Below are 23252 nucleotides of genomic sequence, written 5' to 3'. Positions count from 1 at the left end.
CCGTGTTCTCTAGTCGTTGAACCTTCTCCAGAGTTTCCTCACAGGAGCTTGGCTGCTGATTATCCATTGTTTCATCCTCATCATTTTCACACCTTCACGCTTACCGTTTCCAGTTACGTTGTGGTTGATGAAGCTTTAGGAAGTTCCAGCAATTCACCCAGTTATACTCTAGCTCGTTACCAAGCTAGACGCCCTTCTCATCAATTATCTCAAGAGTTGTAAAACTCCTTGTGGCATTTGATTCGATTGAGCCAACATTGCTTGTGCTGCTTGAGAAAGAATAGAATTCTTAGTTTGTGCCATCATTTCTTTCGCCATCGTGCGAACATTTACTTTCATAAATGACTAGACTATATCTTCACCCTCTAGCATTCTAGTAGGGGTCGGGCACTTCGGATTCACAATGCTGATGACCATTGTTTCACCTATGGATTTCATCATCTTGAGCTTAGCTTTTAGATGGTCTATCCTAGTCGTTGAACCTTCTCCACTCTTTCGAGACAGGAGCTTGGCTGCTGATTGCCCAATCTTTTCTTTTTTCAAACCATCACGCTTGTCGTTTCCAACTACGTTGTGGCAAGAAAAGCTCTAAGGGTTTTCCAGCAATTCACCCGATTGTAATCTCTAGCCGTTACCAGCTAGGACGACTGTGCTTGTTACTGGCTAGGCAGCTAAAGCATAATCTACGTCACGGATACGAGATTCCGCAGCAGTTAAGTTTTCAGAAGATGTTCCTAAGTTGTTGATTGTGTGTTCTAAACGGTTTTGGAATGCACCAAGATTTGAACGTTGAGTCGATACTTTTTCAATTGCATCATTAATTTTAGTAATAGCGTCCTGTGCACCTTCTTTAGTTGATAAGTCAATATCTTTAATTCCTAAAGCATCAGTACGCATATCTTCTACAGTAACTTTCATTGTTTGGGTTTGGTTAGCACCAATTTGGAAATCGACTCCGCCACCTTGAGTAGCACTGCTTTGTTTAGCTAAACCTAATAATTGAGCAGCTTCACTATTGTCGAATTTAATACTACTTGTTGCTTTATTAGAGCCACTTTCAACTACAAGAGCTCCATCTTTTACAGATACTTTTACATCAGCTACTTGTTCCGATGTTGGTACACTTTTATTATAATTTGCAATTGCATTATTTAAATCTGTTTGTAAAGCAGTAGCTACAGTTGAAATTGGGTCCGTACCTGCTGTCAATGAACCTACAGCTGTTTGAGTTGCATCAGTTGCATTACCTAAATTGTCTGAACCGTCATAAGTAAAGTCAATAGCAATGTCTTTACCATCAACAGTAAATGTCATTTTTGCATCAGTACCTGTTAATGAAGCAACTGCACTTACATTTCCTGCTCCCGAAGCGCTTAAAATGCCTTCAGAACCAGTTGCAGAAACTGTATCACTGCCATCACTCGCATCTGTTAGACCTAAAGCTGCAGATGCTGCATTACTCGTAATTTCTACAGTAGATGTTTGACCTAATGAGCCAGATTTAATGCTGATAGACCCATTTTGAGCACTACTAGCAGTTACTGTAACATTAGCAATACTAGTTTCATTTGCTTTGTTATAATCAGCAATGGCTTTATTAATGTCTTCTTGCAATTTAGTAGCATAAGCAGCTGAATCAATATTACTTGTATCATCAAATGCTGCATATGCATCCCCATCTAATGCTACGTCAATATTTGCTCCATCTATTTTTAGGTTAAGAGTTGTAGCGCCGGAAGCCGTGATATCACCTGTTGCTAAGGCAGAAACACTAGTAGCAACTGCTGCTGTTTCTTTTCCAAGTGCAGAGCTAATAACTGCTGCATTGTCAGAACCTGCAAGTTTTTTCTGACCGATAGAACCATCAATTAATTTCTTTGTATTAAACTCTGTAGTATTACCAATGCGGTCAACTTCATCTTTTAATTGGCTAATTTCAGTTTGGATTGATGCACGGTCAGCATCAGTATTAGAGTCATTAGCAGATTGTACTGATAATTCACGCATACGTTGTAGAATTGAGTGTGTTTCGTTTAAAGCACCTTCTGCTGTTTGAATCATTGAAATCAAATATGTTATCGCAATGGCTTTTTATCCACTGCTTCTTTATGTTTCCATAAAGTTCAGGTCATATCTTCACCCAGTATTGGGTGCCCCGCGCTCGTGGGTGGGTTATCGGTACGGTTCCTCACCACCTGACCGTCACACCTTCCTAACTACATTTTACCGATTCATTAGGCTTGGCTCGGTATTGCCCACCATCCACATAATAGCTGGTTTGGGGTTCCACCGAATTCACGGAGTTTTCAGCTAAACATTGCTGCTTAGCGCGGCATTTCTAGTTTACCGTCTTGTGCGTTACGAGATGCTTGGTCTAACCCACGAATTTGCCCACGCATTTTTTCAGAAATAGCAAGACCAGCTGCATCATCACCAGCACGGTTGATGCGAAGACCTGAAGATAATTTCTCCATAGATTTTGATTGAGCGCCTGCAGCACTGTTCAACTGACGATACGTGTTAAGTGCCGCAATGTTATGATTGATTCTCATTTCGTTTTCCTCCTTGAATGTTCCTCTCCACGTCCTTGTGGATTTCTTCATCCTGTACTCAAAGTCGGCCGCCTTTTTGTAGAGGATGTTTACAGTAGTTATATCGACATGGTTCTGTATTTTTTATAGAGGAAGGAGAAAAAATTTTTAGACAGTGGAGTGTTATTGAATATTCCTTACTTACATATCATCTCTGGACGAACGATACTAGAGTTGAACTTAAAGTTATACAATTGAAAAAGTTACGTAGATACCGATTACAAAGAATACAGCCATTGTTTTAATCAGGGTAATGGCAAAGATATCTTTATAAGCTTGGCGATGAGTCAGTCCTGTAACCGCAAGTAAGGTGATAACAGCGCCATTATGAGGCAAAGTATCCAATCCACCTGCTGCCATTGCGATTACACGGTGTAAGACCTCCAATGGAATATTAAATGCAGCAGCTGCTTCTACATACTTCTCCGCCATCAAGCTTAACGTAATACTCATACCTCCGGATCCTGAACCAGTGATTCCGCACAAAATATTGGTCATTACGGCTCCATTAATTAACGGGTTCGTAAACATTCCGGTAAGAGCATCTTGTACTGCCGTAAATCCCGGTAAAGATGCAATCACTCCTCCAAATCCATACTCGGCTGCGGTGTTCATGGTAGCAAGAAGCGAACCGCTGACACCGATGCTAATGCTGGAGTTGAAATTCAGTCTCACTGCTTTAAAGTTCAACAAGATTGTAGCCAATATCCCGATAACAAGAGCCAGTTCTACGGACCAAATACCAACCACCTTGGACATATCCACATTTCCATAATCTTTTAAGCCGATAACCGTAAAATCGAACCCGTTTGCATACCACTGAGGAATAGACTCCGTAAAAAACTTATTCATCACACCAACTAACAGCAATGGAAGGAATGCTATCCAATCTTTTCCTGTTACAGCTTCTCCAGACGCCATAACTGAAGGTGCAGCCATCGCACTACTGGCTGCCATTTCCGATTTAGCTGCTGCCATTTCCGATTTAGCCGCCGCTATTTCAATAGCCATATCTCCTTTTCCATAATACCCCTCACCGCTAGCAATCGCCTTGCGCCGGCATCTATCTAAGTACAGCATGCCAAGTGTGAAGATAAATAGTGCCCCGATAATTCCCAGCATTGGTGCAGCATAAATGTCGGTTTTAAAGAACGTAGTCGGAATAACATTCTGAATTTGCGGAGATCCCGGGAGAGAATCCATAGAAAAGGTAAAAGCACTAAATGCAATGGTCGCAGGAATTAAACGTTTTGGAATATTGGCTTCACGAAATAATTGGGCCGCAAACGGATAAATGGCAAACACGGCAACAAACAAACTTACACCGCTATAAGTCAGGATTGCCCCCATTAGCACAATAGCCAGAATCGCCCGTTTCGCACCGATAAAGCGGACAATAATCTTAGCTATTTTTTCTGCGACACCGGTGACTTCAACCAATTTACCAAAGATAGCACCCAATAAAAAAACCGGGAAGTATAATTTGACAAAACCAACCAACTTATCCATGAAAATATTAGAAAAGAAAGGCAGCACATATCCTGGATCCGTTAAAAATACGGCAAACAAAGCACATAATGGGGCAAAAAGGATAACAGAAAAGCCTCGATAAGCGAAAAACATAAGTAATCCAAGCGCAATTAAAATAACAATTATATCCATATTTTATACTTTTCTCCTTTACATCAGCGTTTATTATTTTGTTATCCCTTGTTGGAAAGTCGTCAGAATCGCAGCCTTTTTGTTTTATAGTTATCCGGTTAGAGAAAGTGTACATTCTTCTGTCACTTTGGATTCCCCCATCACATTTCCTCTGTTTAGAATCAAATGAAGTCTGTTACTCCATCCTGATAGACAATGAATTAGACAGGGTCGTTCGGAGAATAACAAATATTTAGTTGAATATGCTTCGAACCACGATCACCTCCGGGTCACGTTCTACTTCCTCAATCACTTCTGTCAATTGTGTTATGACATCAACACTTAAAGTGTTAACCGGTGGATTATCAATCGTAACTGTAGCGATTCCATCTTCTTTAAGCCAACGGACTACATGTTCATGGGCCATAAAAATCCCGTCCTTTCCAATAGTTATAATTTTCAAACATTATTTTTCAATAAATAGCCTGCCTTTTCACGATCCCAGGCAGTCCCGATTCCCTCTTCCTTTAATTTGAACTTTTGTATGCGCTCTGTTGCTGTTTTTGGAAAAGATTCAACATATTGAACATAACGCGGAACCATGAAGTAGGCCATTCGTTCTTCACACCAATCGATGACCTCTTCATAAGTCATGGTTTCCCCCTTCTTGAGGACAATATAAAGCTTTACATCCTCTTCCCCAACTTCTGAAGGAACACCAACGGCCGCAGATTCGAGCACTTTCGGATGATCATCTGCAACTTTTTCAATCTCCCAGGAAGAAATATTCTCTCCGCGGCGTCTAATACATTGTTTCAGGCGATCACAGAAATAAAGATATCCATCTTCATCCTCATATCCGCGATCTCCTGTATGAAACCATCCATCCTCCATAGCCTCTTCTGTCTTTTCTGGCATTTTATAATATCCTTCCATTAAGCAATGCGGTTCCAAAGGTCGGATTAGTATCTCGCCAATCCCTCCCGGCGGCAGGTGGTTTCCATTTTCGTCAATAACCTTCGTATCCACATAGGGAAAGGGTTTGCCAATCGATGAAACACGATTTGCCTCCAATGGGTTCGATACACAAAAACCAGTTGTCTCCGTTAATCCATATCCTTCGACGATTTTGACTCCGAATCGTTCTTCAAAACGCCTCCAAAATTCCTTTGGTGTAGCGGCGCATGCTGTAATCCTTGCGGGATTGTTATCATCATCCTCTCTTTCCGGTTGTTTGCATAGTATAGGAATCATAGAACCTAAGGAATTAAATATGGTTGCTCCATGAAACCGGATTTCATCCCAAAATCGTGACGCACTAAACTTCTTACTCATTGCAATCGTGGCATTAGCATGAATAGCGCCTAGTGTCGTATGGGCCTGCGCATTGATATGAAATAAAGGTAACGTTGTAAAAAGGATATCCTCTGATCGGGCATGAATCATACGATCAGCAAATGCCTGGGCAGAATTGACATAAGCGGCATGACTTAACATGACCCCCTTGGGCAAGCCTGTTGTCCCCGAGGTATAAAGAATGCTATTAATAGCTTCTTGAGAAATGGTGATATTAGGTAAGTATTGATTATTGTTTTTCAATAATCCTTCTAGATTGATCGTAGAAATCTCTGCACCATTTTCATTTATGATAACGCTATCATTTTTCCCTTGAATAATAACCTTAATCTCTTTTGACAAAGAGGAAAGACAAGGAGCAATTTGGTTGATAAACCCCTTATCTACTACAATAGCTTTACAATCAGAATGTGATAGAATATATCGCAATCCTTCCCCTTTCAAATGAACATTTAGCGGAACAAGGATTGCCCCTAAAAATGATAATCCAAACCAAACATCAAGGTATTCAGGAGAATTATTTAACATCACACAAACCTTATCACCTTTACGAATACCTAGTTCATGGAACCCTGCTGCCGTTTTGGCTATCCGATTATAAAGTTCTTCATAAGTGATCCTTTGCTGCTCAAATTGCAGATATACCTTATCTGGTGTTTTTTCAATCCTTCGCATTAAAAACTGTGCCAAGTTTAAGTTCTCCAAACCAAGCTCCCCTTTCCCCATTGGACAAATATCCCTTCTTTTTTCAAATATCTGTACCATTTTTCTACTTTTTCTGACTTATTAGGATGCAAGAATGATGCCAATGTTTTAAATGAAGTCAAACCCTTTTTTAAAAGGCAGTTAGACTCTATTCATATAGGTTCCCTTAGTTTTAATTCGCATATTTGCGACAAATAACCAGCAAAATATTGATACCACTAAATTCGCATGATCGCGACAACCTTCGCATATTTGCAACAAAAAGGGGGCTATTCGCCCCCTTTCAATTTTTTCATAGGTTATATTTTTCAATCTTTCTATACAGACTTGCCCGGTGAATCCCAAGAAGGTTAGCTGCCTCTTGTTTGTTGCCCGATACTTTCTCCAACGCTTTTATAATAGCCCTTTTTTCAGCCATTTCTACTTCCTTCTGTAATGAAAGAACGGCATCATCACCCTGTTCATTCTCCCACCTCTTTCTCAAATAAACAGGTAGATGATGTACTTGAATCGTATTTTCCTCAAGTACATTCATAGATCGTTCTAGTATATTTTCCAATTCCCTCACATTCCCCGGCCAATCGTACTCCATAAATATCCGGATTACTTTTTCATCTATGGAAATGATATTACTTCCTAATTCAGTATTCAATTTATCAATTAGAAAATTGGTGATAGGAATAATATCTTCTTTTCTTTCTCTCAACGGCGGGATATCTATCATGAATACATTCAATCTATAATACAAATCTTCTCTAAACTTTCCTTGACGTGTCATTTCCCATAAATCTTGATTGGTCGCTGCGATAAAGCGAACATCAACTCGTCTCACTTTTGTACCGCCAACTCTTTCAAACTCCTTTTCCTGCAACACACGCAACAATTTAGCCTGCATGCCTAATGGCATATCACCAATCTCGTCTAAGAATAATGTTCCGTTTTGGGCCAATTCAAATTTTCCCGGCCTGCCGCCTTTTTTTGCCCCGGTAAATGCACCATCTTCATATCCAAATAATTCTGCTTCTAATAGTCCTCTAGGGATAGCGGCACAATTCAGACGAATAAATGGACCTTCTGAACGGGGGCTGGCAAGATGAATGGCATGAGCAAACAACTCTTTTCCTGTTCCGGTTTCTCCTCTAATTAAAACGGTAGACCGGCTTTTAGCTACCTTTATCGCATTATTTTTTACTTCTTTTATCCTTTCGCTATTGCCTACAATACTTTGGAAGGAATATTTAGCCCCTTGAATGCGCTTTAACTCTTTTTGGTAATACTCTAGCTTTGATTCCATTGTATGAATCCGATTAGCTAATACTTTTAACTCATGAAGATCATGAAACACAATCTTTCCGATGGCACCTACACTTTTCCCTTCTTTAGTAATCGGAATTCGAGTCGCAATAACATTCTTATTGCCTATACGCTGTATATGACCTATTTCGGCCTGTCCTGTTTGAATCACTATATGCATTCTTGTGTTTTCAACAACCTCTGTACAATGTTTGCCAATAACAGATTGGGGATTATCGATTCCCAGTAATTGGGCATAGGAACAACTAATAAAAGTCACGTTTCCTCGCTCATCAACACCTAAAATACATTCAGACAGTAAATTTAGAGCATTTTCATACTTTTCTATCGTTTGTTTTAAACCATCTATAGATACCCTGTCACTTGTAACATTTTGAAAAGTGATGACCGCTCCAACAAGTTCTGCTTTTTCATATATCGGCGATTGATTTAGAATAAAAGTTCGATCATCAATATTCAACTCATAGCTCATATCCGTATCACTATTTACCGTAGATAAATCCGGAATATCAATCGGAAGGATAGCTGTTATAGCGTGACCAATTATTTCATCCTTTTGTTTTTTTAACGTATTACATACTGATTGGTTACAAAAAACCACTATTCCTTTACGATCTACCATAAGAATTTCACTATTGATAGCTTGAAGAATATGAATACCAGATTGTAAATCTACCTTTTGGCCGGCTTGCATTTCCAATCAACCTCCTTCTAAAGTTGCCAGCTTCCACCGCCATAATGTAAGAATTTCTCTAGAAAGTCCCGATTTACCTTTAAAGAATATGCTGGATTTTTATCTAGCATAATGACCTATAATATTGTAAAGTAACAAGCATCCAAGACTTTTTGAAAAAGTGCCTGGCTGCTTTTGTATGTGTTGATTCACTTAAATAAAAGTCAACCTTATTCCCTTCTGAATTACTGCACAATACCAGTACACGTATTGACCTTTTACTTTCATATGAGTTTCTTGCACCAGAACCAAAAGACAATGTAGTGGTAGACAAAAAATAAAAACTGCCCCTCGGACAGTTTTAGCTGTTTATATTCCAGTTCTTCAATTTTTCCATCAGATTCGTCACAGTCGTTGATGCCGTTTCATTTTCTTTCTGAATTTCGTTATATATTTCCGTCCGATGGATTTCAACGCTTTTTGGTGCTTTGATCCCAATTTTCACTTGATCACCACTAACTGACAACACTGTAATCTCGATATCATCCCCGATTTTAATCGACTCTTTCGTTTTCCGTGTGAGAACGAGCATGCTTGCCCCCTCCTTACTTTGCCGCTGGCTGGAATAGTTTGTGCTTTGTTTGATAGTTCGTATTCGTTAAGATGATTTGTTTTCCTCTATTATTTTTCATATTAATAATAACAGGGGCCTGAAGGTTGGCGGTGGAGTCATGAAAGTTTTCTTTCACGCTCAAAATAGCGTAAACCGCCGCATCTTCCGCTTTTTCGAGTTCCAGCTGTTCTATGTAGTTTTCCTCAATCTCGAAATCATAGTCCTTAAAGAAAGGAAACGGGTTTGTCATAATAAAGCCAAGCTGCGGTGTTTTAGTTGACTGCAAAATATAAAAGGTTTGGTCATCATCCAAAGGCAGGATGATAAATGCCTGCTCATCTTCAAATCCCGGAATTCCCTGATCAAAGTCAATGATTTGTTGTTCGCTTATTTCCATTTCCCCATGGTATTTTGTTTCAATCTTCATGCTCTCACAACCTTATATTTTTTGTTCATAGTTGATGCCAACGTATTTTAAGTTTTCAAAGTCTACTTTTAAAGATGCATACCGTGCCAGCTCTACGTTAGTCTTTCCAGGCTCGTAGTTCAAAATCGGCTTGTTTACTCTGGCATTAATAATGGGCTTGTTTTGCTTCCACTGAATGTCGACTTTCCCCGGATCATAACTGATTTGAACACTATTAGCTGACGGAATCCAGCCGATGTTAAAATCATAGATGGGCGGTTCACTGTTCCGCTTTGCCTGTTCTGCAATTGCGTCTCCACCGTTTTCAATTCTCATCAACTCATCGCCGTCTTGTGCTCTCCGCTCCAGCCCGTCCAGCCAGTCCTGGTAGCCCTGTTGTGCCGCCTCTTCAATACGCCTTGAGATATGTTTCAAATCCATATCCTCACGGGCCTTCGTTTGGTCAATCGTGAGCTTTGAAGGGGTTCGTTCAATGTTCAGCTCGGCTGCGGGTTGTTCAATAGACAGTTCTGCCTGGGGCTGCTGGATTTCCTGGACAGGCTTTTCAATATTCAATTTGATTCTGGCATTTGTGGATTCAAGCCTGATTTGCGGCAGCTGCATATGCTCGTTCCTCCTAGCAAAAAAGCTATCTAAAAACTAGATAGCTTCAAGATATATTTTCAATTAACGCAGGAAATCCATAAGAGTAGGCTGAATAATTCTTGATCCCACTCCAAGGGCTGCACGGTGCACACTTTCTTGTGTTTTCAAATCGGTAATTACACGTTCAATGTCTGCGTCTTCGTTATCCGATAAAATACGATTGGCGATGACCTCTTGTTCATCGATTCTTGCTTCCATCATTTCAAGACGGTTGGTTCTTGCCCCGATTTCTGAGCGAGATGACAAAATCGCTTTTAGATTTTCATCAATATCGGCAAGAGACTGACCAATGTCTGTTGTTGAACCGCCGTTCTCCAGGTTTCCCTGCAATTTCTCGATTTTATCAAAGAAATCCTGATTAAACACTTGATCCGGACGCAGGTTAACCGGAAGGTAGATTCCTTTCGCCAGCTCAATTGTTACCTCTTGCTGGCCTGTTGGTGTACCTGTTATTTTTCCATCACTATCTATTTGAACAGGCTGCGTTAATGTATTCGTTCCATTAAAAATATATTTGTCTCCAACCTTCGTATTGGCGATGGTCACTAAGTGTTCCTTTAACTGCGCAACCTCATCACCAATGGCTTGTCGCTGTGATTCTTCGTACGTACCGTTACTTGCCTGAACGGTCAGCTCGCGAATGCGCTGAAGGGCCTCAGTCGCTTTATCCAATGCCGCGTCCGTATTCTCGACCCAGTTATACGCTTCCGAAAAGTTGCGTTTGAACTGTTCGACTTCTGTCAAATTCGTTCGATAGAACATCCCTTTCATCGCGACAACCGGATCATCTGAAGGGCGATTAATCTTTTTGCCTGTCGCCAACTGATCCTGATATTTGCCAAGTCTTGAGTAACTCTGGCTTAAATTGCGAAGCATATTTCCCGATAACATACCTTGTGTTACGCGCATCGTTTAGTCACCTACCTTCCTACCAGTCCCATACCGTTAATGATTTTATCAAGCATTTCATCGACCACCGTGATTTGTCTCGCTGCTGCGTTATAAGCATGCTGGAACTGAATCATATTGGTCATCTCTTCATCCAGCGAAACAGAGCTGACCGACTCTCGGCGCTCATCCACTGATTGCTGAAGAACTTCCGTGTTATTTTTCAAACGTGCTGCCTGCTGGCCGTCTACTCCAAGCTTTCCGATCCAGCCTTCATAGTTTGCTTTTAACGTTCCCGTTTTTAGCGGGAGATTTAGACTGCTGATGTTTAATGAACCAGCATCCCCTTGTAAATCAACGGTTCCCGCTGAAAGAAGCATATTGCTTACATTTGCGAGATTAATAGCATTCATCCCGTTTCCTGATTCATTTTCTTTTGTGGAAGCAGCGATATTAGCTAAATCATCTATATTTTTTGAGACTGAGATGTTCGAAGCCGCTCCTTGAGCCGTTGAAAGCTCATCGAAAAAGACAATATCCGTTTTAGTGCCGCCTAAGGAGTAACCTTCTTTATGGACGGCATTAAACAAGGTGGCAAATGAATAAGCCATGTTATCCAAATTGGTCAGCATATCAGGATAAATACCTTTTACTACAAGGTTTCCGTTTGCATCTGTTGTACCATCGCTATATCCGTACGATTCTACTAATCCTTTCAGCTTGCCGGAAGTCAGAATTGATCCACCACTCGTTGCATCCGCTATAGGCATATCAGTCGTTCCGATTGTCAGCTTTGTAATAGGACCAGTCGGCGTTTCCTTTACACCGTCACCGTCCACATCGCTTCCCGGCTCAACGGATATCTTCTGATAGCTGTCTCCTGTCACAAGCGAATACTCATTGCCTTTGCTGTCGACGATGGAAACATTGTATGTTCCTTCTGCAATAGGGAGAGCATTTCCGCCCACTGGTTTTGCTTCTACTTTTACATCAACGAGCTGTGACAACTGATCAAGCAACCGATCACGCTCATCATACAAGTCGTTTGGCAAATAGCCATGCGGCTCGATTTCACTAATTTGCTTATTAATTTGAGAAATTTGCTTAGCGATCGAGTTAATTTCCGTCACAGACACTCCAATTTGGCTTCCGATGTCCGTTTGGATTTGTGACAAGGAGCTAGACAAGTAATGAAAGGTATCGGCTACGGCAATTCCGCGCTGGTGCACAACAGCACGCGCTCCCTCATTCTCCGGGTTGACGCTCAAGTCTTGAAGAGACTGCCAAAATTGGTCCATCGTTTTCGCCAAGCCGTTATCGCTCGGCTCGTTCATGATATCTTCCATTTTCGTAATCGCATCTGAACGGGATGTCCAATAGCCAAGCTTGTTGTTTTCCCCACGATACTGGACATCCAGGAAGCCCTCACGCACACGTTGAATCGAACCAGCCTCTACCCCTGTCCCCATCTGCCCAGGAATCTGAGGACGATTCATGGCCGGTGCGGGATATGGTTCTGTTTGCTGAAAATTGACACGCTGGCGTGTGTAGCCGGGCGTGTTGGCATTGGCAATGTTGTGACCTGTCGTATAAAGGGCTGCCTGTTGGGTTACCATGCCCCTTCGGGCGGTTTCAAGCCCGTGGAAAGTTGAGCGCATGTGTTGATTCCTCCGTTTCTCCGTTAAGCCTTTGAATTAAACATGGAGTGGCTTTTTACTGCATTTATTGGTCTCTTTGGTTTTTCGTAATTGAAGTTTTTGGGCTGTGGTCGAATGAGATCCATCGTCAAATTGACAAATTGCATCGATTGATAAATGAGCTGCTGATTCAGTTCATTCCGTTCCTTTAAGCTCTGAATGCAAGCAACCAGCTCGGTTTGCAGACTCCTTAATGGTTCTTTCTCTGTAGAATGAACGGCTTCTATCACATCTGACAATGTCGGTTGTTCCCCTTGAATGGGGTGGCCGCTCAGCAGTTTGACTGTCTCCTCGTTTCGCTCCCGCTCCAGCTGACTGATGAGAGCAATATGCGCTTGTTCATGTTTCAATATCTCATTCAGCGATTGAAGATCACCTTTTTTTATGATGTCTGTTTTCCGCTCTGCAATCGCCAGTAAACTTTTATGGACAGTAAGCTGCTTCGTTAAAATCTCCCTTAGCTTTTCAGCTTGCACGTTCGTTCATTCCTTTATTATTTTTTGGAATAAAAATCCATAATGCCTTTTGCTACCGCTTCTGCATCCACTTTGTACGTCCCGTTTTGAATTTGCTGCTTCAACGATTCAATTTTCGCCTGGCGTTCTTTGGAGATGCGATCAGCTTGCTGCAATTCCTTGGCCGCAGAAGAAATCTCGACTTGATCCTGTTTTTTTGAGGCATTTTTTAGGTTTTCCGTCTTTTCCATCTGTTTTTTATATGGATTCACACCGAATGTTCCAAATGAATTGATTTTCATTTCCTTCACCTCTTTTTGATAGTATGAACGCTTCTTTTCTTTACACTTATTATCGGCTAAAACGGAGGAATGTTTATCATCTAATCAAAAGATGTGACGAATCTCACATCTTTCACATTTAGATAGGTCTATCGCCCGCTCTAACGGGCTGTAAGACTGTCAAGTACCTATAAACAGCCGCCTTTAAGAGCCAAATTAGCTCAACTAACTGCCATAGAGACCTTCTTCCCATGACGGAAGTTTCTCTTTATACATTTCGTTGCCATTCCTCAATTTATGTCTGCGCAAAAGAAAAAAGTGATGAAGCTGTTTTGCTCGATCACTTTTTTCCCACATTTTATTTTAAAAAATCCCTATCTATCACATGATACGTTGCTCGCTCCGTTGTCTTTGTTTGTTCCTGCCGTTGACGTTCTTCTATTTCTTTCATCGTATTCAGTTCTTTCTTTAACTCATCCCGGCACTCCACACAAATCTTCCCTTCACGAATAAGCGTACCGCATTGGTCGCAAGGATAGCCGAGATTCGGAAATTGAGCAAGCTGCAGACGTCCTTGTTTAATAAATTTATGAATGAGGCTCTCTTCTACTCCCGTTGCTCTTACAACCTGCATAAGCGTAGCCATTCGGTTTTCACGTTTACGGATATATTCATAAACAGTTTGGAAGAGCTGATCTTCTTTTTTATAACAAGCTTCACATACACTCCGAAATTTATTTTGGATATAAAGGCTCCCGCATTGTGGACAATTCGCTAACTGACCCATTTCCCCTACTCCCTTTTTCTTCTTTTTTAGTTTTCATATCGCCCATATATAGGGATTTTTATATAGGTATAAATACCTATTATCCTCTAGCTAGTGTTAAAGAAGAAACGGATTTACAGCCGACTTCACTCAATCCCTTCGCTGCATGCCTTAGTGTTGTGCCGGTTGTATAAATATCATCAATAAGCAATACAGACTTTCCTTCCAGGGCAGCCTTATTTTTCACCCTAAACAACTGATCTGTTTCCAGCCGCTCTTTCCGCGTTTTTTGTGACTGTTTTTCAACATGATGGCGTTCTAATAAATCGTGTACAGGCTGTGCCAGAAAATTCGCCAATACGACGGATTGATTAAAGCCTCTTTCATATAGTCTTTCTTCGCTGAGGGGAATCGGAACAACCAAATAGCTGGAATCATAATGAGCTTGATATAGCTTCACCCACTTTCTTTGAAACACTTCCGATAATTTATAATCACCCCGAAACTTATACAAGGCCATCATTTCTTTCATCCAATCGTTGTAAAGGTAAAGAGAACGATTTTGCCGGAGAAGGCCGCTCCAGCCTTCGTTCTCTTCCCACCTGACACAATCCAGGCAATGTTCTCCTTTTCGATAGCTTTCTTCGAGTTCTTGAAACGGCCGGCCGCATACTTGACAAATATCGCCTTCAATCAGTTGAAATTTCCCCTCACACCTTTCACAAATGACGGGTTGCTCTGAGGGAAAAAGCAAAGTAGTCCATGTTAAGTGACGCTTCAACATTTGATCGCAAATCAGGCAATGCTCATTCATCTGTCAATCATTCCTTTTTTTTCGTGCTTCCCTGTTCATTTGCTCGATCTGTCTTTTGGCGAGCAGCATATTTTTCGTTTTGCCGTAATGAAAAAACACTAAATCTCCGTCAGGGAATTGCGCACTTCTGCCGACGCGGCCCGAAATCTGTACAAGGGCACTTTCCGTAAAAATATCATCTTCCGCTCCAAGTACCGCTACATCAATATTCGGTACGGTCACTCCTCTTTCCAAAATCGTCGTTGTTACGAGCAAAGGAATCTGCCCATTCCGAAACATCAAAACTTTTTCTTTTCGATCCGGATCTTCCGCATGCACTCCTTCTATCCGTTCATCCATCACCTTCAACAATTTCACCACTTCAGGGATTAACTCAATCCGGGGAATAAACAAAAACGATTGCTTCCCATCTTTAAAACGTTCGGTGATCCATTCATGGACATTTGACGGAAGCCTCTTTTGCTTCAAACTCTTTTTCCAGTTGCCGCACCATTCAAAGCGAGGAACAGGCAGCGGATGGCGATGGTAACGAGCAGGTATGGTGACGGCTTTTCGTTTCCCTTGTTTGACTTCTTTTTGCCATGTTTGATTCGGCGTGGCCGTTAAATAAATGACCGCTGCATCCTCTCTCTTCGCTTTTTGTACCGCATATTGAAGCATCGGTTCGACAGAATACGGAAAAGCATCGACTTCATCGATAATCACCACATCAAACGCTTGAGAGTAGCGAAGCAGCTGATGGGTGGTGGAAATGGTGAGCGGTGCCTGCTTTCCCCTGTCCTCACTGCTGCCGTACAATGCGATCACCTCGACTTCGGCAAAAGCTTTCTGAAGACGAGGCTTAAGTTCCAGTACCACATCTGTCCGGGGAGTGGCGATACACACCTTTTTCCCGAAAGCTAAAGCTGCTTCAATTCCCGGGAACAATACTTCCGTCTTCCCGGCACCACACACGGCCCATACCAGAAGTTCCTGTTTATGTTTAATAGCTGTCACCACTGCGCCAGATGCGATCTTTTGAGCAGGCGAGAGCGTGCCATCCCAATGAAGGATGTCAGCGGGAAGAGAAAACGCAAGAGGAGGGCCTGTCCAACGAAGAAGCGGTGTACATTCACTCACCCTTCCCATCACGATACAGGCACGGCAATACGTACAGACTTGTTGGCACCGGGCACAATGAAAAGAGGCAAATCGTTCTTGCTTTTCATTGCCGCAGCGATGACAAAAGTATCCTTTTTCCTTCTTGATTCCTTTTACATAGGATAGATAGCCATGTTCATAATGTTGGTGAATAAGTGTAAGCGGGAATGGGAGGTCATCGGGGAGAAGCTCTTTTCCATCAAGAAAAGACTGTAAATCGGCAGAGTACGAAAAAGAAGAATTCATCGGGGGATTGCACCACTGGGGGATAGAGGAAATCGGTTGAAGGTCAGAACCCTGTGCTGCCAGGGGCTCAGGCAAAAGCTGTTTGTCTATAACGGTAAAACGCATTCCTTCACTCCTTTTTATTTTTCTCACCCCTATCATAACAAATAATAGGTATTAATTTCCATTCATCCATCTTGAATTCACTAAAAAGATCTTCGTATAAGAGTTTGACAAGGGACCGTAAGGTTGCTTGTCAAACTCTTATGCGTAAATGATGGAACATGGATGCTCTCTATCCATGTTCCATCATTTACGTGTTTATGATTTCATCCTTACTTGCTGTTATCTCACTTGTTTTGTTTCGATGGAAAAGAACATACGAACCTACAATCAAGGCAGCAATGAGCATCGTAAGAGCTACTTGTGAACGCATGGAATCAATAAACGCCATGGCAATCAAAATAGCGAGAATCCCGGCTATCGTGACATAGGTGAGATAAGGGAACAGCCACATTTTTACCTGAAGCAGTTCGGGATTTTGACGTTCTACTCTTTGGCGCATCTTTAAGTGGGAAAACGCAATCACAAGGTATACTAATAGAGCGATTCCGCCTGAGGCATTGACCAGGAACAGGAACACTTTATCTGGAGAAAGATAGTTGAAGATGACAGCGATGTAGGCAAAAAATGTTCCAAACAAGACCGTACGAACCGGCACACCATTTTTATTTAACTTTAAAAATGCTTTTGGTGCATCCCCCGCTTTTGCCATTCCATATAACATACGCGAGTTGGTATATAAACCGGAATTCAAGCAAGAAAGGACGGCAGTTAATACAATGAAGTTGAGGATTTGAGCCCCGGCCGGGATTCCCACATGTTCAAGGACAGCGACAAACGGGCTTTTTAAAAGGTTGGCAGAATTCCACGGAAGCAATGTAACGACGACCGCAATCGAACCAATATAAAAAATGAGAATCCGCCAAATAACACTATTGGTCGCAATTCGGACCGCTTTTGACGGTTCGGCCGATTCCCCCGCAGCTACCGCCACGATTTCCGTACCCATAAAAGAAAAAATAACGACCGTAATTCCAAGGAGGATCGCTCCGACTCCGTGCGGCATAAATCCGCCGTTTCCGGTTAAATTGGAGAGTCCCGGTGCTTCCACTCCCGGTACAAGCCCGAAAATAACAGAAAGTCCGAGCCCAAGGAATAAGATAATGGTGACGACTTTAATAAGCGAAAACCAATATTCAAACTCTCCGAATGATTTGACCGAGTAAATATTGGTAAGGGTCAATAAAACCGTTAATACGAGGCTTAATAGCCAGGCCGGAATATTAGGGAACCAGTATTGGATATTGGCTGCCCCTGCCGTCGCTTCGATCGCAATAACGATCACCCAGAAGAACCAGTATAGCCAACCTATCGTGTATCCCGCCCATGGACCGATTGCTTCCCTTGCATACGTGGAAAAAGAACCGCTTGTAGGATTCAGGGAAGCCATTTCCCCCAGCATCCTCATGACAAACACAACGAGCAGCCCGGCAAGTGCATAAGATACAAGAGAACCCGGTCCGGCAGAATGAATGACGGCACCGCTTCCCATAAACAAGCCTGCTCCGATGACTCCTCCAATTGAAATCATCGTAATATGGCGGATTTTCAAATCTTTTTTCAACTGATTTTCTTTATGGTTCACTCGTCCACACCTCTCTATATATAAGTTCCACTTAATTTTTTAACCTCTGTCACCGGTCCTTCTTCTATTTGCGTCTTTCTGTTTTTTCATCTTGAACAAGCTTACAAAGGTTCTCGTATAAGCGGCTGACAAGAACCCTTAATGTCGATTGGCAGCCGCTTATGCGTAAAGAATTTAACATGAAGGGTTTTGCCCATGTTAAATTCTTTATGTGGATTTATATAGTAGTTTAAATAACGGAAAAAGAATAAGTCCGGTTACAAACAAAAACAAAGATATACTAAAAAATCTCTGATACTACTACAAGATGCTTGAAGAGGAAATCTTTAGAAAAATGACGCTCCCTAAACTATTAATCTTCTATTTACCCTACACACCCCGTTTATCCAGATCCTTGTCACCTCCATTTGCTTACCAAACCATCTGTAAGCGCATTCATATTATTGTAGTGATTTATTTCGATATCTCCCTCCTTTTCCCTCTCTATTTTTATGTATCATTCTCTACTTTACTTATTTATGAATCCATTATCATTAGACAAAGTGTCAAATAAAGAGCCTCTCCCATTTTACATTTTTGCAAGCATTCGAAAGGAACTACGACCTTTTTCGCAAGGTTTAAATAGTCGCGATTTCATTAATTTAAATCAAAAAAATAAGAATAAATACTGTTTTATCAAATTCATTTTTCAACATCAGCTTTGGCTTTTTAAGCCACTTATAGTTTTTCTGTCTTTGCATCTTGAATAGGCTCACAAAGGTCTTCGTATAAGCGGCTGACAAGAATCCGTAAGGGAGATTGTCAGCCGCTTATGCGTAAATAATTGGCCATGAATGGTTTTTATTCATGGCCAATTATTTACGTGGACTTATATATAAATCCATTTTCATTTTTCAACATCAGCTTTGGTTTTTTAAGTCACTTATAGTTTTTCTGTCTTTGCACCTTGAATAGGCTCACAAAGGTCCTCGTATAAGCGGCTGACAAGAACCCGTAAGGGAGATTGTCGGCCGCTTATGCGTAAATAATTTGACATGAATGGTTTTTATTCATGTCAAATTATTTATGTGGATTCATATAAAAAAGAAACGACAAAATATTTTTGCCGTTTATTTTTTATACCAGCCGATTCCAATGGCCCCTTCGCCAAGATGTGTCCCGATGACCGGGCCGAAATGGGATAAGCTGAATTCCACATTCGGGTACGTTTGTTCGAGTTCTTCTTTGATTTCTTTTGCTTCTTCTGGACGGTTCGCATGGATCACAACAGCTTTCATTGGCCTGCCTGGCTTTGCGTCTTCACCCAAAAGATCAAAGATGCGTTTTAGCGCTTTTTTACGTGTACGAATTTTTTCAAATGGAACAATTTTACCGTCTACGAAGTGAAGGAGTGGTTTGACTTGAAGAAGACCTCCGACAAAGGCTTGTGCGGCATTTAAGCGTCCGCCGCGCTGTAAGTGGGATAAATCATCGACCATGATATAGGCTTTCATCGACTGTTTCATTTCATCAAGACGATGAATGATTTCTTTTGGCTCTTTCCCTTGTCTTGCCATCTCTGCGGCTTCAATGGCATAAAATCCTTGAACCATGCAGCTGATTTCGGAATCATATGCATACACGTCAAGTCCTTCTACCATTTGGCCTGCCGAAATCACACCTTGATATGTACCGCTGATGCCGCTCGATAATGTCACCACAATCGCTGCATCATAGCCTTTTGCCAGTTCTTCAAACAAACTGACAAACTCACCGATTGGCGGTTGGGATGTCGTCGGCAGCTGTTCGCGTACCTTTTCATAAAACTGTTTGTCTGTCATATCGATTTCTTCGCGATATGTTTCTTCTCCGAAGATGACACTTAAAGGAACCATATGTATGTTGAGTTCATCGCGCAGCTCTTTCGATATATACGCTGTACTATCCGTAATAATCGCTGTTTTCATCAGGAAAATCCATCCTTCTAAATAGTCTCAAAAAGATTTTTTCATACGTTCAGAACGTATAAATGGGCAACGCTGAAGCCGATACGACGAAGCTGCCCATTTTAAGTCTGAAGTATAAGCTCAACTGCACCTCTGTCTTCGCCTTTACAGGCTTGCCAATCGGCGAGTTTCTTTATCTTATTCTACACTATTTTCGTTTTCTTTGCATTAAAGCCCTCCTATGATAGGAATATATTAACAGACTTTTAATATATGAATCCACATAAAGAATTTGACATGAGCAAAAACCGCTCATGTCAAATTCTTTACGCATAAGCGGCTGACAATCTCCCTTACGGGCTCTTGTCAGCCGCTTATACGAGAACCTTTGTAAGCTCGTTCAAGATGAAAAAACAGAAAGGTGCAAATAGAAGAAGGAACGGTGACAGAGATTAAAAAATTAAGTAGGACTTATATTTGTGCACGACGGCTGCCGGCACATTTTCAGTATTAGACTTTAAGATAGCCAACTCCTCAAAACATAACAGACAGCATTCACCTGCTGCCTATTACGTATAGATGTTGACCAAAAGACCTTGGATTTCTCCGACCATGCCCAAAATGCGAAGACCGTCTTTTTGATCTGACAATACTTCATTTGTCAGTTCAATAAGCTTGTCGTCGGCTTCCTTCACAAGCTTATGAATGGTAGAGCCCCCTCTCATGTTGAAGCCTCGCTGTTCTTTTAGCTGCAGCCCGTTGTTGACCGCTTCATCCATGAATTTTTTCACGAGCTTTTTATACGTCCTAAGGGAATCAATCGATTGATATTTCGCAAGCTTCTTTCCTTGTTCTTCAATTTCCTTCAGCATTCTAGCGTACCGCTCATCACTCACTTCGTATCTCTTATTCGATAAGACGTGGGTAAATGTCACCGAATCTTCCATTTCTCTTTCTTTTCGCTCAACTTTATGATTGGCTGCTTTTGTAATGCGCTGGACCTCCACATGCCTCCTCCTTTCCCATCAAGCAGTTTCGTCATTTTCAATCTCTTGGATAAACGTCAGCATTTCAGCAATGACGGCATAGAGCTGTGGTGGAACGTGCTCGCCGAGATCGATGTTTGTCATGCTTTCAAGCAAGGCTTCATCCTCCTGGATCGGAACTTGCTGCTTTTCTGCTTCTTTCACCAATTTCGACATAAGCGTTCCCGCTGTTTGATGCAAAGGCTGGATGCCGCTCTCCCCGTATTGCCTTAACACGACTTTTGATTTTTGTTTATGTGGATAAGAAGTGTGGTTCATCATATCGAATAGTCAAAACCTTCCTGCCGGGGTTTTACATGAGAGTGCTTTGAAACCGTCTGCTTTTCGGTTTCTTCTGTTGTGTCCCCGAACTTTTGATAGTGAACGGATGTAATCTCAAAGCCGATTTCCTGAATGGCTTTTGAGAGCTTTTCTGTTAATGGTTTTGCTTTTTCCGCAAAAGCTTCTTCATCGTTTTTAAACGTGATGCCAAGCCGGCGGTTGACAGCCATAAGGGAAATGCCTACATCCCCCAGTGTTTTCGTTTGCAATAAAAAGTATAGGCTGCAATTTTCCCAATCCATCTTATCAAATTTATTTTGAGCTTTAATGAATACTTTTACATCCCTGACTTCTTCGCTTACCTGAACAGGAAGGTGAAAAAAAGCATTCTGTACTTGGTTTGTCCCTTCATGTTTATTTAATAACTGCTGCCCCGTTATTTTCTGCAGCATACTTCCTAAAGCTGACGGAAGTTTCTCTGCTCCTTGTTTCTGCTGTACAGCTAAAATCATGCTTTTTAAATCGTTTGCGTTTGGCACTTCTTTATTTTTAAACACAAGAGAATCCATTAACTCATTTTCCCGGTTCAATCCAAGCTGACGGACCAGTTCAAACACTTTTCTCCCCGTCATCTCTTGCGGTACTGCAAGTTGAGCGGCTTTTTTAACTGCTTGTTGGAAAGAAGGCTCGGTACGGGCGGAAAGCAGTTCATCTTTTACATAGTGCACCATTTTTACTTCTGAAGGCTTGTATTCAATTTTTTGGATCAGCTCTTTCACTTGATGGATGACTTTTAAGGAATCTTGGGTCTCCCCTTTTGACAGAAGCTGTTTTGCTTCCTTCAACAAATTGCTTGCCTGCAGCATGGATTTTTCGGTTTTCATGTCTGCATATAATAAAAAATCGCTCTTTAAGATGGCTTTATCCAGCTTATGGATGACCATCTCTAACAAAGGAGCTGCTTGCTCTTTATTCACTTGCAAACTTTTTTCCACAAGCTGGAGGCTTTGATGAGTTTCTTTCTTGTATGTCTGGAATTCCTGAGTGATTTGTTTAAGTTTCTTTGTAACCGTCGTCACCATCACATCTTTTGAAATTGGCTGAGAGTCGGTTGATATGTGTACGTTTTGCTCGGTAACACTCTTCATCCCGTCGTATGATTGAGCAGGTAATTCCGGAAGAACCTGCCCTTCCTCAACCCCTTCGCTTGAAAAAGGGGATTCCACGTGAGTCCAAGCTTTCTGTGTATCCATTTCTTCCATGATGGATTTGACTAAAGGGCCTATCTCTTCTTCTGTCACTTGTACCATTTGTTCGGGCGTACTTTTTATTGACTCCATAAACGTAGGAGCAAGTTTTCCGTTCAATGCTTCATGGACAGCTGACAACACAGCCGCCTTGACCGGCAATTTTTTTTGCAGAGCAGCTTCCACCGTTCTCTGTTTTTCATCATTCGTTCCTTTTGTCTCCTTCCAAAACGAAACGATCGGTTTAATGTGCTCCTGACGAACTCTCCCCCGCTCCAACTGACGTTGAATGTATTGCTTGGCTTCTTGTTTTCCCTCGTAAAGCCCAATCTCCGCTAACACAGCGTCTATATTTACAAACAGGGGGGCCTTTGCTGGAACAGCCGTAACATTTTTGACTTCTACCGCTTCTCCGTTCATTTTTTGAACTTGTACCATGACTTCCTTTTCCGTACCGATCGGCTGGTCGAATTTCATTTTCACGTCCTTGCCGTTTACCTGAACCATTGCTTCCGTATCGCTTAGCTTTTCAGTTATCGTTCCCTTTACTACGTCTCCTTGTTTGAAACCGCCCGATTCCGCTATTGGTTCTTTTCCCGTCGTCCATAACTGATTTTGAATTTGCATTCTTTTCACACTCCGCGGTCCGTTCATGATTTACCTTTTGTATCGGCCATTTTCGTGGAGATTTTCATATAATTATCCATTTTTCACCTCTAAATTCTTCAGCTTGAAAAATGGATGAAAATCGAAAGGACCCATCACGAAAATCCTTGGTTTTACAGGATTCCCACAATCGGCCCTTTTAGGAAAACGATGGAACTGGGTTCTGAG

At 41.6% G+C, this 23252-nt stretch carries 19 protein-coding genes and 4 pseudogenes; all 23 read right to left on the bottom strand.

Annotation, left to right across the window (positions count from 1 at the left end; all coding sequences use genetic code 11):
- Positions 1-204: 204 nt before the first annotated feature.
- Positions 205-318: pseudogene (locus tag ACFOU2_RS24565) on the bottom strand (flagellin); the annotation flags it as partial.
- A 357-nt stretch (positions 319-675) separates the two neighbouring features.
- Positions 676-843, bottom strand: a pseudogene (locus ACFOU2_RS24560) (flagellin); the annotation flags it as partial.
- A gap of 1074 nt (positions 844-1917) precedes the next feature.
- Positions 1918-2007: pseudogene (locus tag ACFOU2_RS24555) on the bottom strand (flagellin N-terminal helical domain-containing protein); the annotation flags it as partial.
- Positions 2008-2345: 338 nt separating this feature from the next.
- Positions 2346-2552: pseudogene (locus ACFOU2_RS24550) on the bottom strand (flagellin N-terminal helical domain-containing protein); the annotation flags it as partial.
- Between the two features lie 225 nt (positions 2553-2777).
- On the bottom strand, positions 2778-4253 hold the full coding sequence (locus tag ACFOU2_RS24545) for a GntP family permease (RefSeq protein WP_377918955.1): 1476 nt from the start codon (positions 4251-4253) through the stop codon (positions 2778-2780).
- 232 nt (positions 4254-4485) lie between these two features.
- A complete protein-coding gene (locus tag ACFOU2_RS24540; protein ID WP_377918954.1) occupies positions 4486-4659 on the bottom strand; it encodes a hypothetical protein in 174 nt (57 codons plus the stop codon).
- A gap of 32 nt (positions 4660-4691) precedes the next feature.
- Positions 4692-6263: an AMP-binding protein gene (locus tag ACFOU2_RS24535; RefSeq protein WP_377919175.1), complete on the bottom strand. Its 1572-nt coding sequence runs from the start codon at positions 6261-6263 to the stop codon at positions 4692-4694.
- A gap of 322 nt (positions 6264-6585) precedes the next feature.
- Positions 6586-8301, bottom strand: a complete 1716-nt coding sequence (locus ACFOU2_RS24530) for a sigma 54-interacting transcriptional regulator (RefSeq protein ID WP_377918953.1) — start codon at positions 8299-8301, stop codon at positions 6586-6588.
- A gap of 340 nt (positions 8302-8641) precedes the next feature.
- Positions 8642-8872: a carbon storage regulator CsrA gene (gene csrA, locus ACFOU2_RS24525; protein WP_377918952.1), complete on the bottom strand. Its 231-nt coding sequence runs from the start codon at positions 8870-8872 to the stop codon at positions 8642-8644.
- Between the two features lie 13 nt (positions 8873-8885).
- Positions 8886-9320, bottom strand: a complete 435-nt coding sequence (gene fliW / locus ACFOU2_RS24520; RefSeq protein ID WP_377918951.1) for a flagellar assembly protein FliW — start codon at positions 9318-9320, stop codon at positions 8886-8888.
- Positions 9321-9332: 12 nt separating this feature from the next.
- Entirely contained in the window at positions 9333-9923 is a 591-nt protein-coding gene (locus ACFOU2_RS24515) for a DUF6470 family protein (protein WP_377918949.1), read from the bottom strand.
- A gap of 63 nt (positions 9924-9986) precedes the next feature.
- On the bottom strand, positions 9987-10874 hold the full coding sequence (gene flgL, locus ACFOU2_RS24510; protein ID WP_377918948.1) for a flagellar hook-associated protein FlgL: 888 nt from the start codon (positions 10872-10874) through the stop codon (positions 9987-9989).
- A gap of 11 nt (positions 10875-10885) precedes the next feature.
- Positions 10886-12511 (bottom strand): flagellar hook-associated protein FlgK, encoded by a 1626-nt coding sequence (flgK, locus tag ACFOU2_RS24505; protein WP_377918947.1) that lies wholly within the window; start codon positions 12509-12511, stop codon positions 10886-10888.
- A gap of 23 nt (positions 12512-12534) precedes the next feature.
- A complete protein-coding gene (locus tag ACFOU2_RS24500; protein ID WP_377918946.1) occupies positions 12535-13026 on the bottom strand; it encodes a flagellar protein FlgN in 492 nt (163 codons plus the stop codon).
- Between the two features lie 17 nt (positions 13027-13043).
- Positions 13044-13307, bottom strand: coding sequence for a flagellar biosynthesis anti-sigma factor FlgM (gene flgM / locus ACFOU2_RS24495; protein ID WP_377918945.1), 264 nt, complete (start codon positions 13305-13307; stop codon positions 13044-13046).
- A gap of 337 nt (positions 13308-13644) precedes the next feature.
- Positions 13645-14073, bottom strand: a complete 429-nt coding sequence (locus ACFOU2_RS24490; RefSeq protein ID WP_377918944.1) for a TIGR03826 family flagellar region protein — start codon at positions 14071-14073, stop codon at positions 13645-13647.
- A 79-nt stretch (positions 14074-14152) separates the two neighbouring features.
- Complete coding sequence (locus ACFOU2_RS24485; protein ID WP_377918943.1) at positions 14153-14866, bottom strand: ComF family protein; 714 nt, start codon at positions 14864-14866, stop codon at positions 14153-14155.
- Between the two features lie 3 nt (positions 14867-14869).
- Positions 14870-16357, bottom strand: coding sequence for a DEAD/DEAH box helicase (locus tag ACFOU2_RS24480; RefSeq protein ID WP_377918942.1), 1488 nt, complete (start codon positions 16355-16357; stop codon positions 14870-14872).
- A gap of 187 nt (positions 16358-16544) precedes the next feature.
- The gene (gabP, locus tag ACFOU2_RS24475) at positions 16545-17939 is read right to left on the bottom strand and encodes a GABA permease (RefSeq protein ID WP_377918941.1); all 1395 of its coding nucleotides are present in this window, start codon (positions 17937-17939) and stop codon (positions 16545-16547) included.
- 1109 nt (positions 17940-19048) lie between these two features.
- A complete protein-coding gene (locus ACFOU2_RS24470; RefSeq protein WP_377918940.1) occupies positions 19049-19885 on the bottom strand; it encodes a DegV family protein in 837 nt (278 codons plus the stop codon).
- A 548-nt stretch (positions 19886-20433) separates the two neighbouring features.
- Complete coding sequence (locus ACFOU2_RS24465; RefSeq protein WP_377918939.1) at positions 20434-20871, bottom strand: YaaR family protein; 438 nt, start codon at positions 20869-20871, stop codon at positions 20434-20436.
- Between the two features lie 18 nt (positions 20872-20889).
- Complete coding sequence (locus tag ACFOU2_RS24460; protein ID WP_377918938.1) at positions 20890-21171, bottom strand: EscU/YscU/HrcU family type III secretion system export apparatus switch protein; 282 nt, start codon at positions 21169-21171, stop codon at positions 20890-20892.
- Positions 21168-23045, bottom strand: a complete 1878-nt coding sequence (locus tag ACFOU2_RS24455; RefSeq protein WP_377918937.1) for a hypothetical protein — start codon at positions 23043-23045, stop codon at positions 21168-21170. Before ACFOU2_RS24455 ends, ACFOU2_RS24460 begins: the two co-directional genes overlap by 4 nt.
- Positions 23046-23252 lie beyond the last annotated feature (207 nt).

The organism is Bacillus songklensis (assembly GCF_042649685.1).
Taxonomy (GTDB): Bacteria; Bacillota; Bacilli; order Bacillales; family Bacillaceae_H; genus Bacillus_BA; species Bacillus_BA songklensis.
This window is presented reverse-complemented; position numbering and strand designations above follow the sequence as displayed.

What these genes read in the sequence shown, in the direction of transcription:
- ACFOU2_RS24545 (WP_377918955.1), bottom strand. Translation starts at nt 4,253, where the DNA reads ATGGATATAATTGTTATTTTAATTGCGCTTGGATTACTTATGTTTTTC.
- ACFOU2_RS24540 (WP_377918954.1), bottom strand. Translation starts at nt 4,659, where the DNA reads ATGGCCCATGAACATGTAGTCCGTTGGCTTAAAGAAGATGGAATCGCT.
- ACFOU2_RS24535 (WP_377919175.1), bottom strand. Translation starts at nt 6,263, where the DNA reads ATGCGAAGGATTGAAAAAACACCAGATAAGGTATATCTGCAATTTGAG.
- ACFOU2_RS24530 (WP_377918953.1), bottom strand. Translation starts at nt 8,301, where the DNA reads ATGCAAGCCGGCCAAAAGGTAGATTTACAATCTGGTATTCATATTCTT.
- csrA (WP_377918952.1), bottom strand. Translation starts at nt 8,872, where the DNA reads ATGCTCGTTCTCACACGGAAAACGAAAGAGTCGATTAAAATCGGGGAT.
- fliW (WP_377918951.1), bottom strand. Translation starts at nt 9,320, where the DNA reads ATGAAGATTGAAACAAAATACCATGGGGAAATGGAAATAAGCGAACAA.
- ACFOU2_RS24515 (WP_377918949.1), bottom strand. Translation starts at nt 9,923, where the DNA reads ATGCAGCTGCCGCAAATCAGGCTTGAATCCACAAATGCCAGAATCAAA.
- flgL (WP_377918948.1), bottom strand. Translation starts at nt 10,874, where the DNA reads ATGCGCGTAACACAAGGTATGTTATCGGGAAATATGCTTCGCAATTTA.
- flgK (WP_377918947.1), bottom strand. Translation starts at nt 12,511, where the DNA reads ATGCGCTCAACTTTCCACGGGCTTGAAACCGCCCGAAGGGGCATGGTA.
- flgM (WP_377918945.1), bottom strand. Translation starts at nt 13,307, where the DNA reads ATGAAAATCAATTCATTTGGAACATTCGGTGTGAATCCATATAAAAAA.
- ACFOU2_RS24490 (WP_377918944.1), bottom strand. Translation starts at nt 14,073, where the DNA reads ATGGGTCAGTTAGCGAATTGTCCACAATGCGGGAGCCTTTATATCCAA.
- ACFOU2_RS24485 (WP_377918943.1), bottom strand. Translation starts at nt 14,866, where the DNA reads ATGAATGAGCATTGCCTGATTTGCGATCAAATGTTGAAGCGTCACTTA.
- ACFOU2_RS24480 (WP_377918942.1), bottom strand. Translation starts at nt 16,357, where the DNA reads ATGCGTTTTACCGTTATAGACAAACAGCTTTTGCCTGAGCCCCTGGCA.
- ACFOU2_RS24470 (WP_377918940.1), bottom strand. Translation starts at nt 19,885, where the DNA reads ATGAAAACAGCGATTATTACGGATAGTACAGCGTATATATCGAAAGAG.
- ACFOU2_RS24460 (WP_377918938.1), bottom strand. Translation starts at nt 21,171, where the DNA reads ATGATGAACCACACTTCTTATCCACATAAACAAAAATCAAAAGTCGTG.
- ACFOU2_RS24455 (WP_377918937.1), bottom strand. Translation starts at nt 23,045, where the DNA reads ATGCAAATTCAAAATCAGTTATGGACGACGGGAAAAGAACCAATAGCG.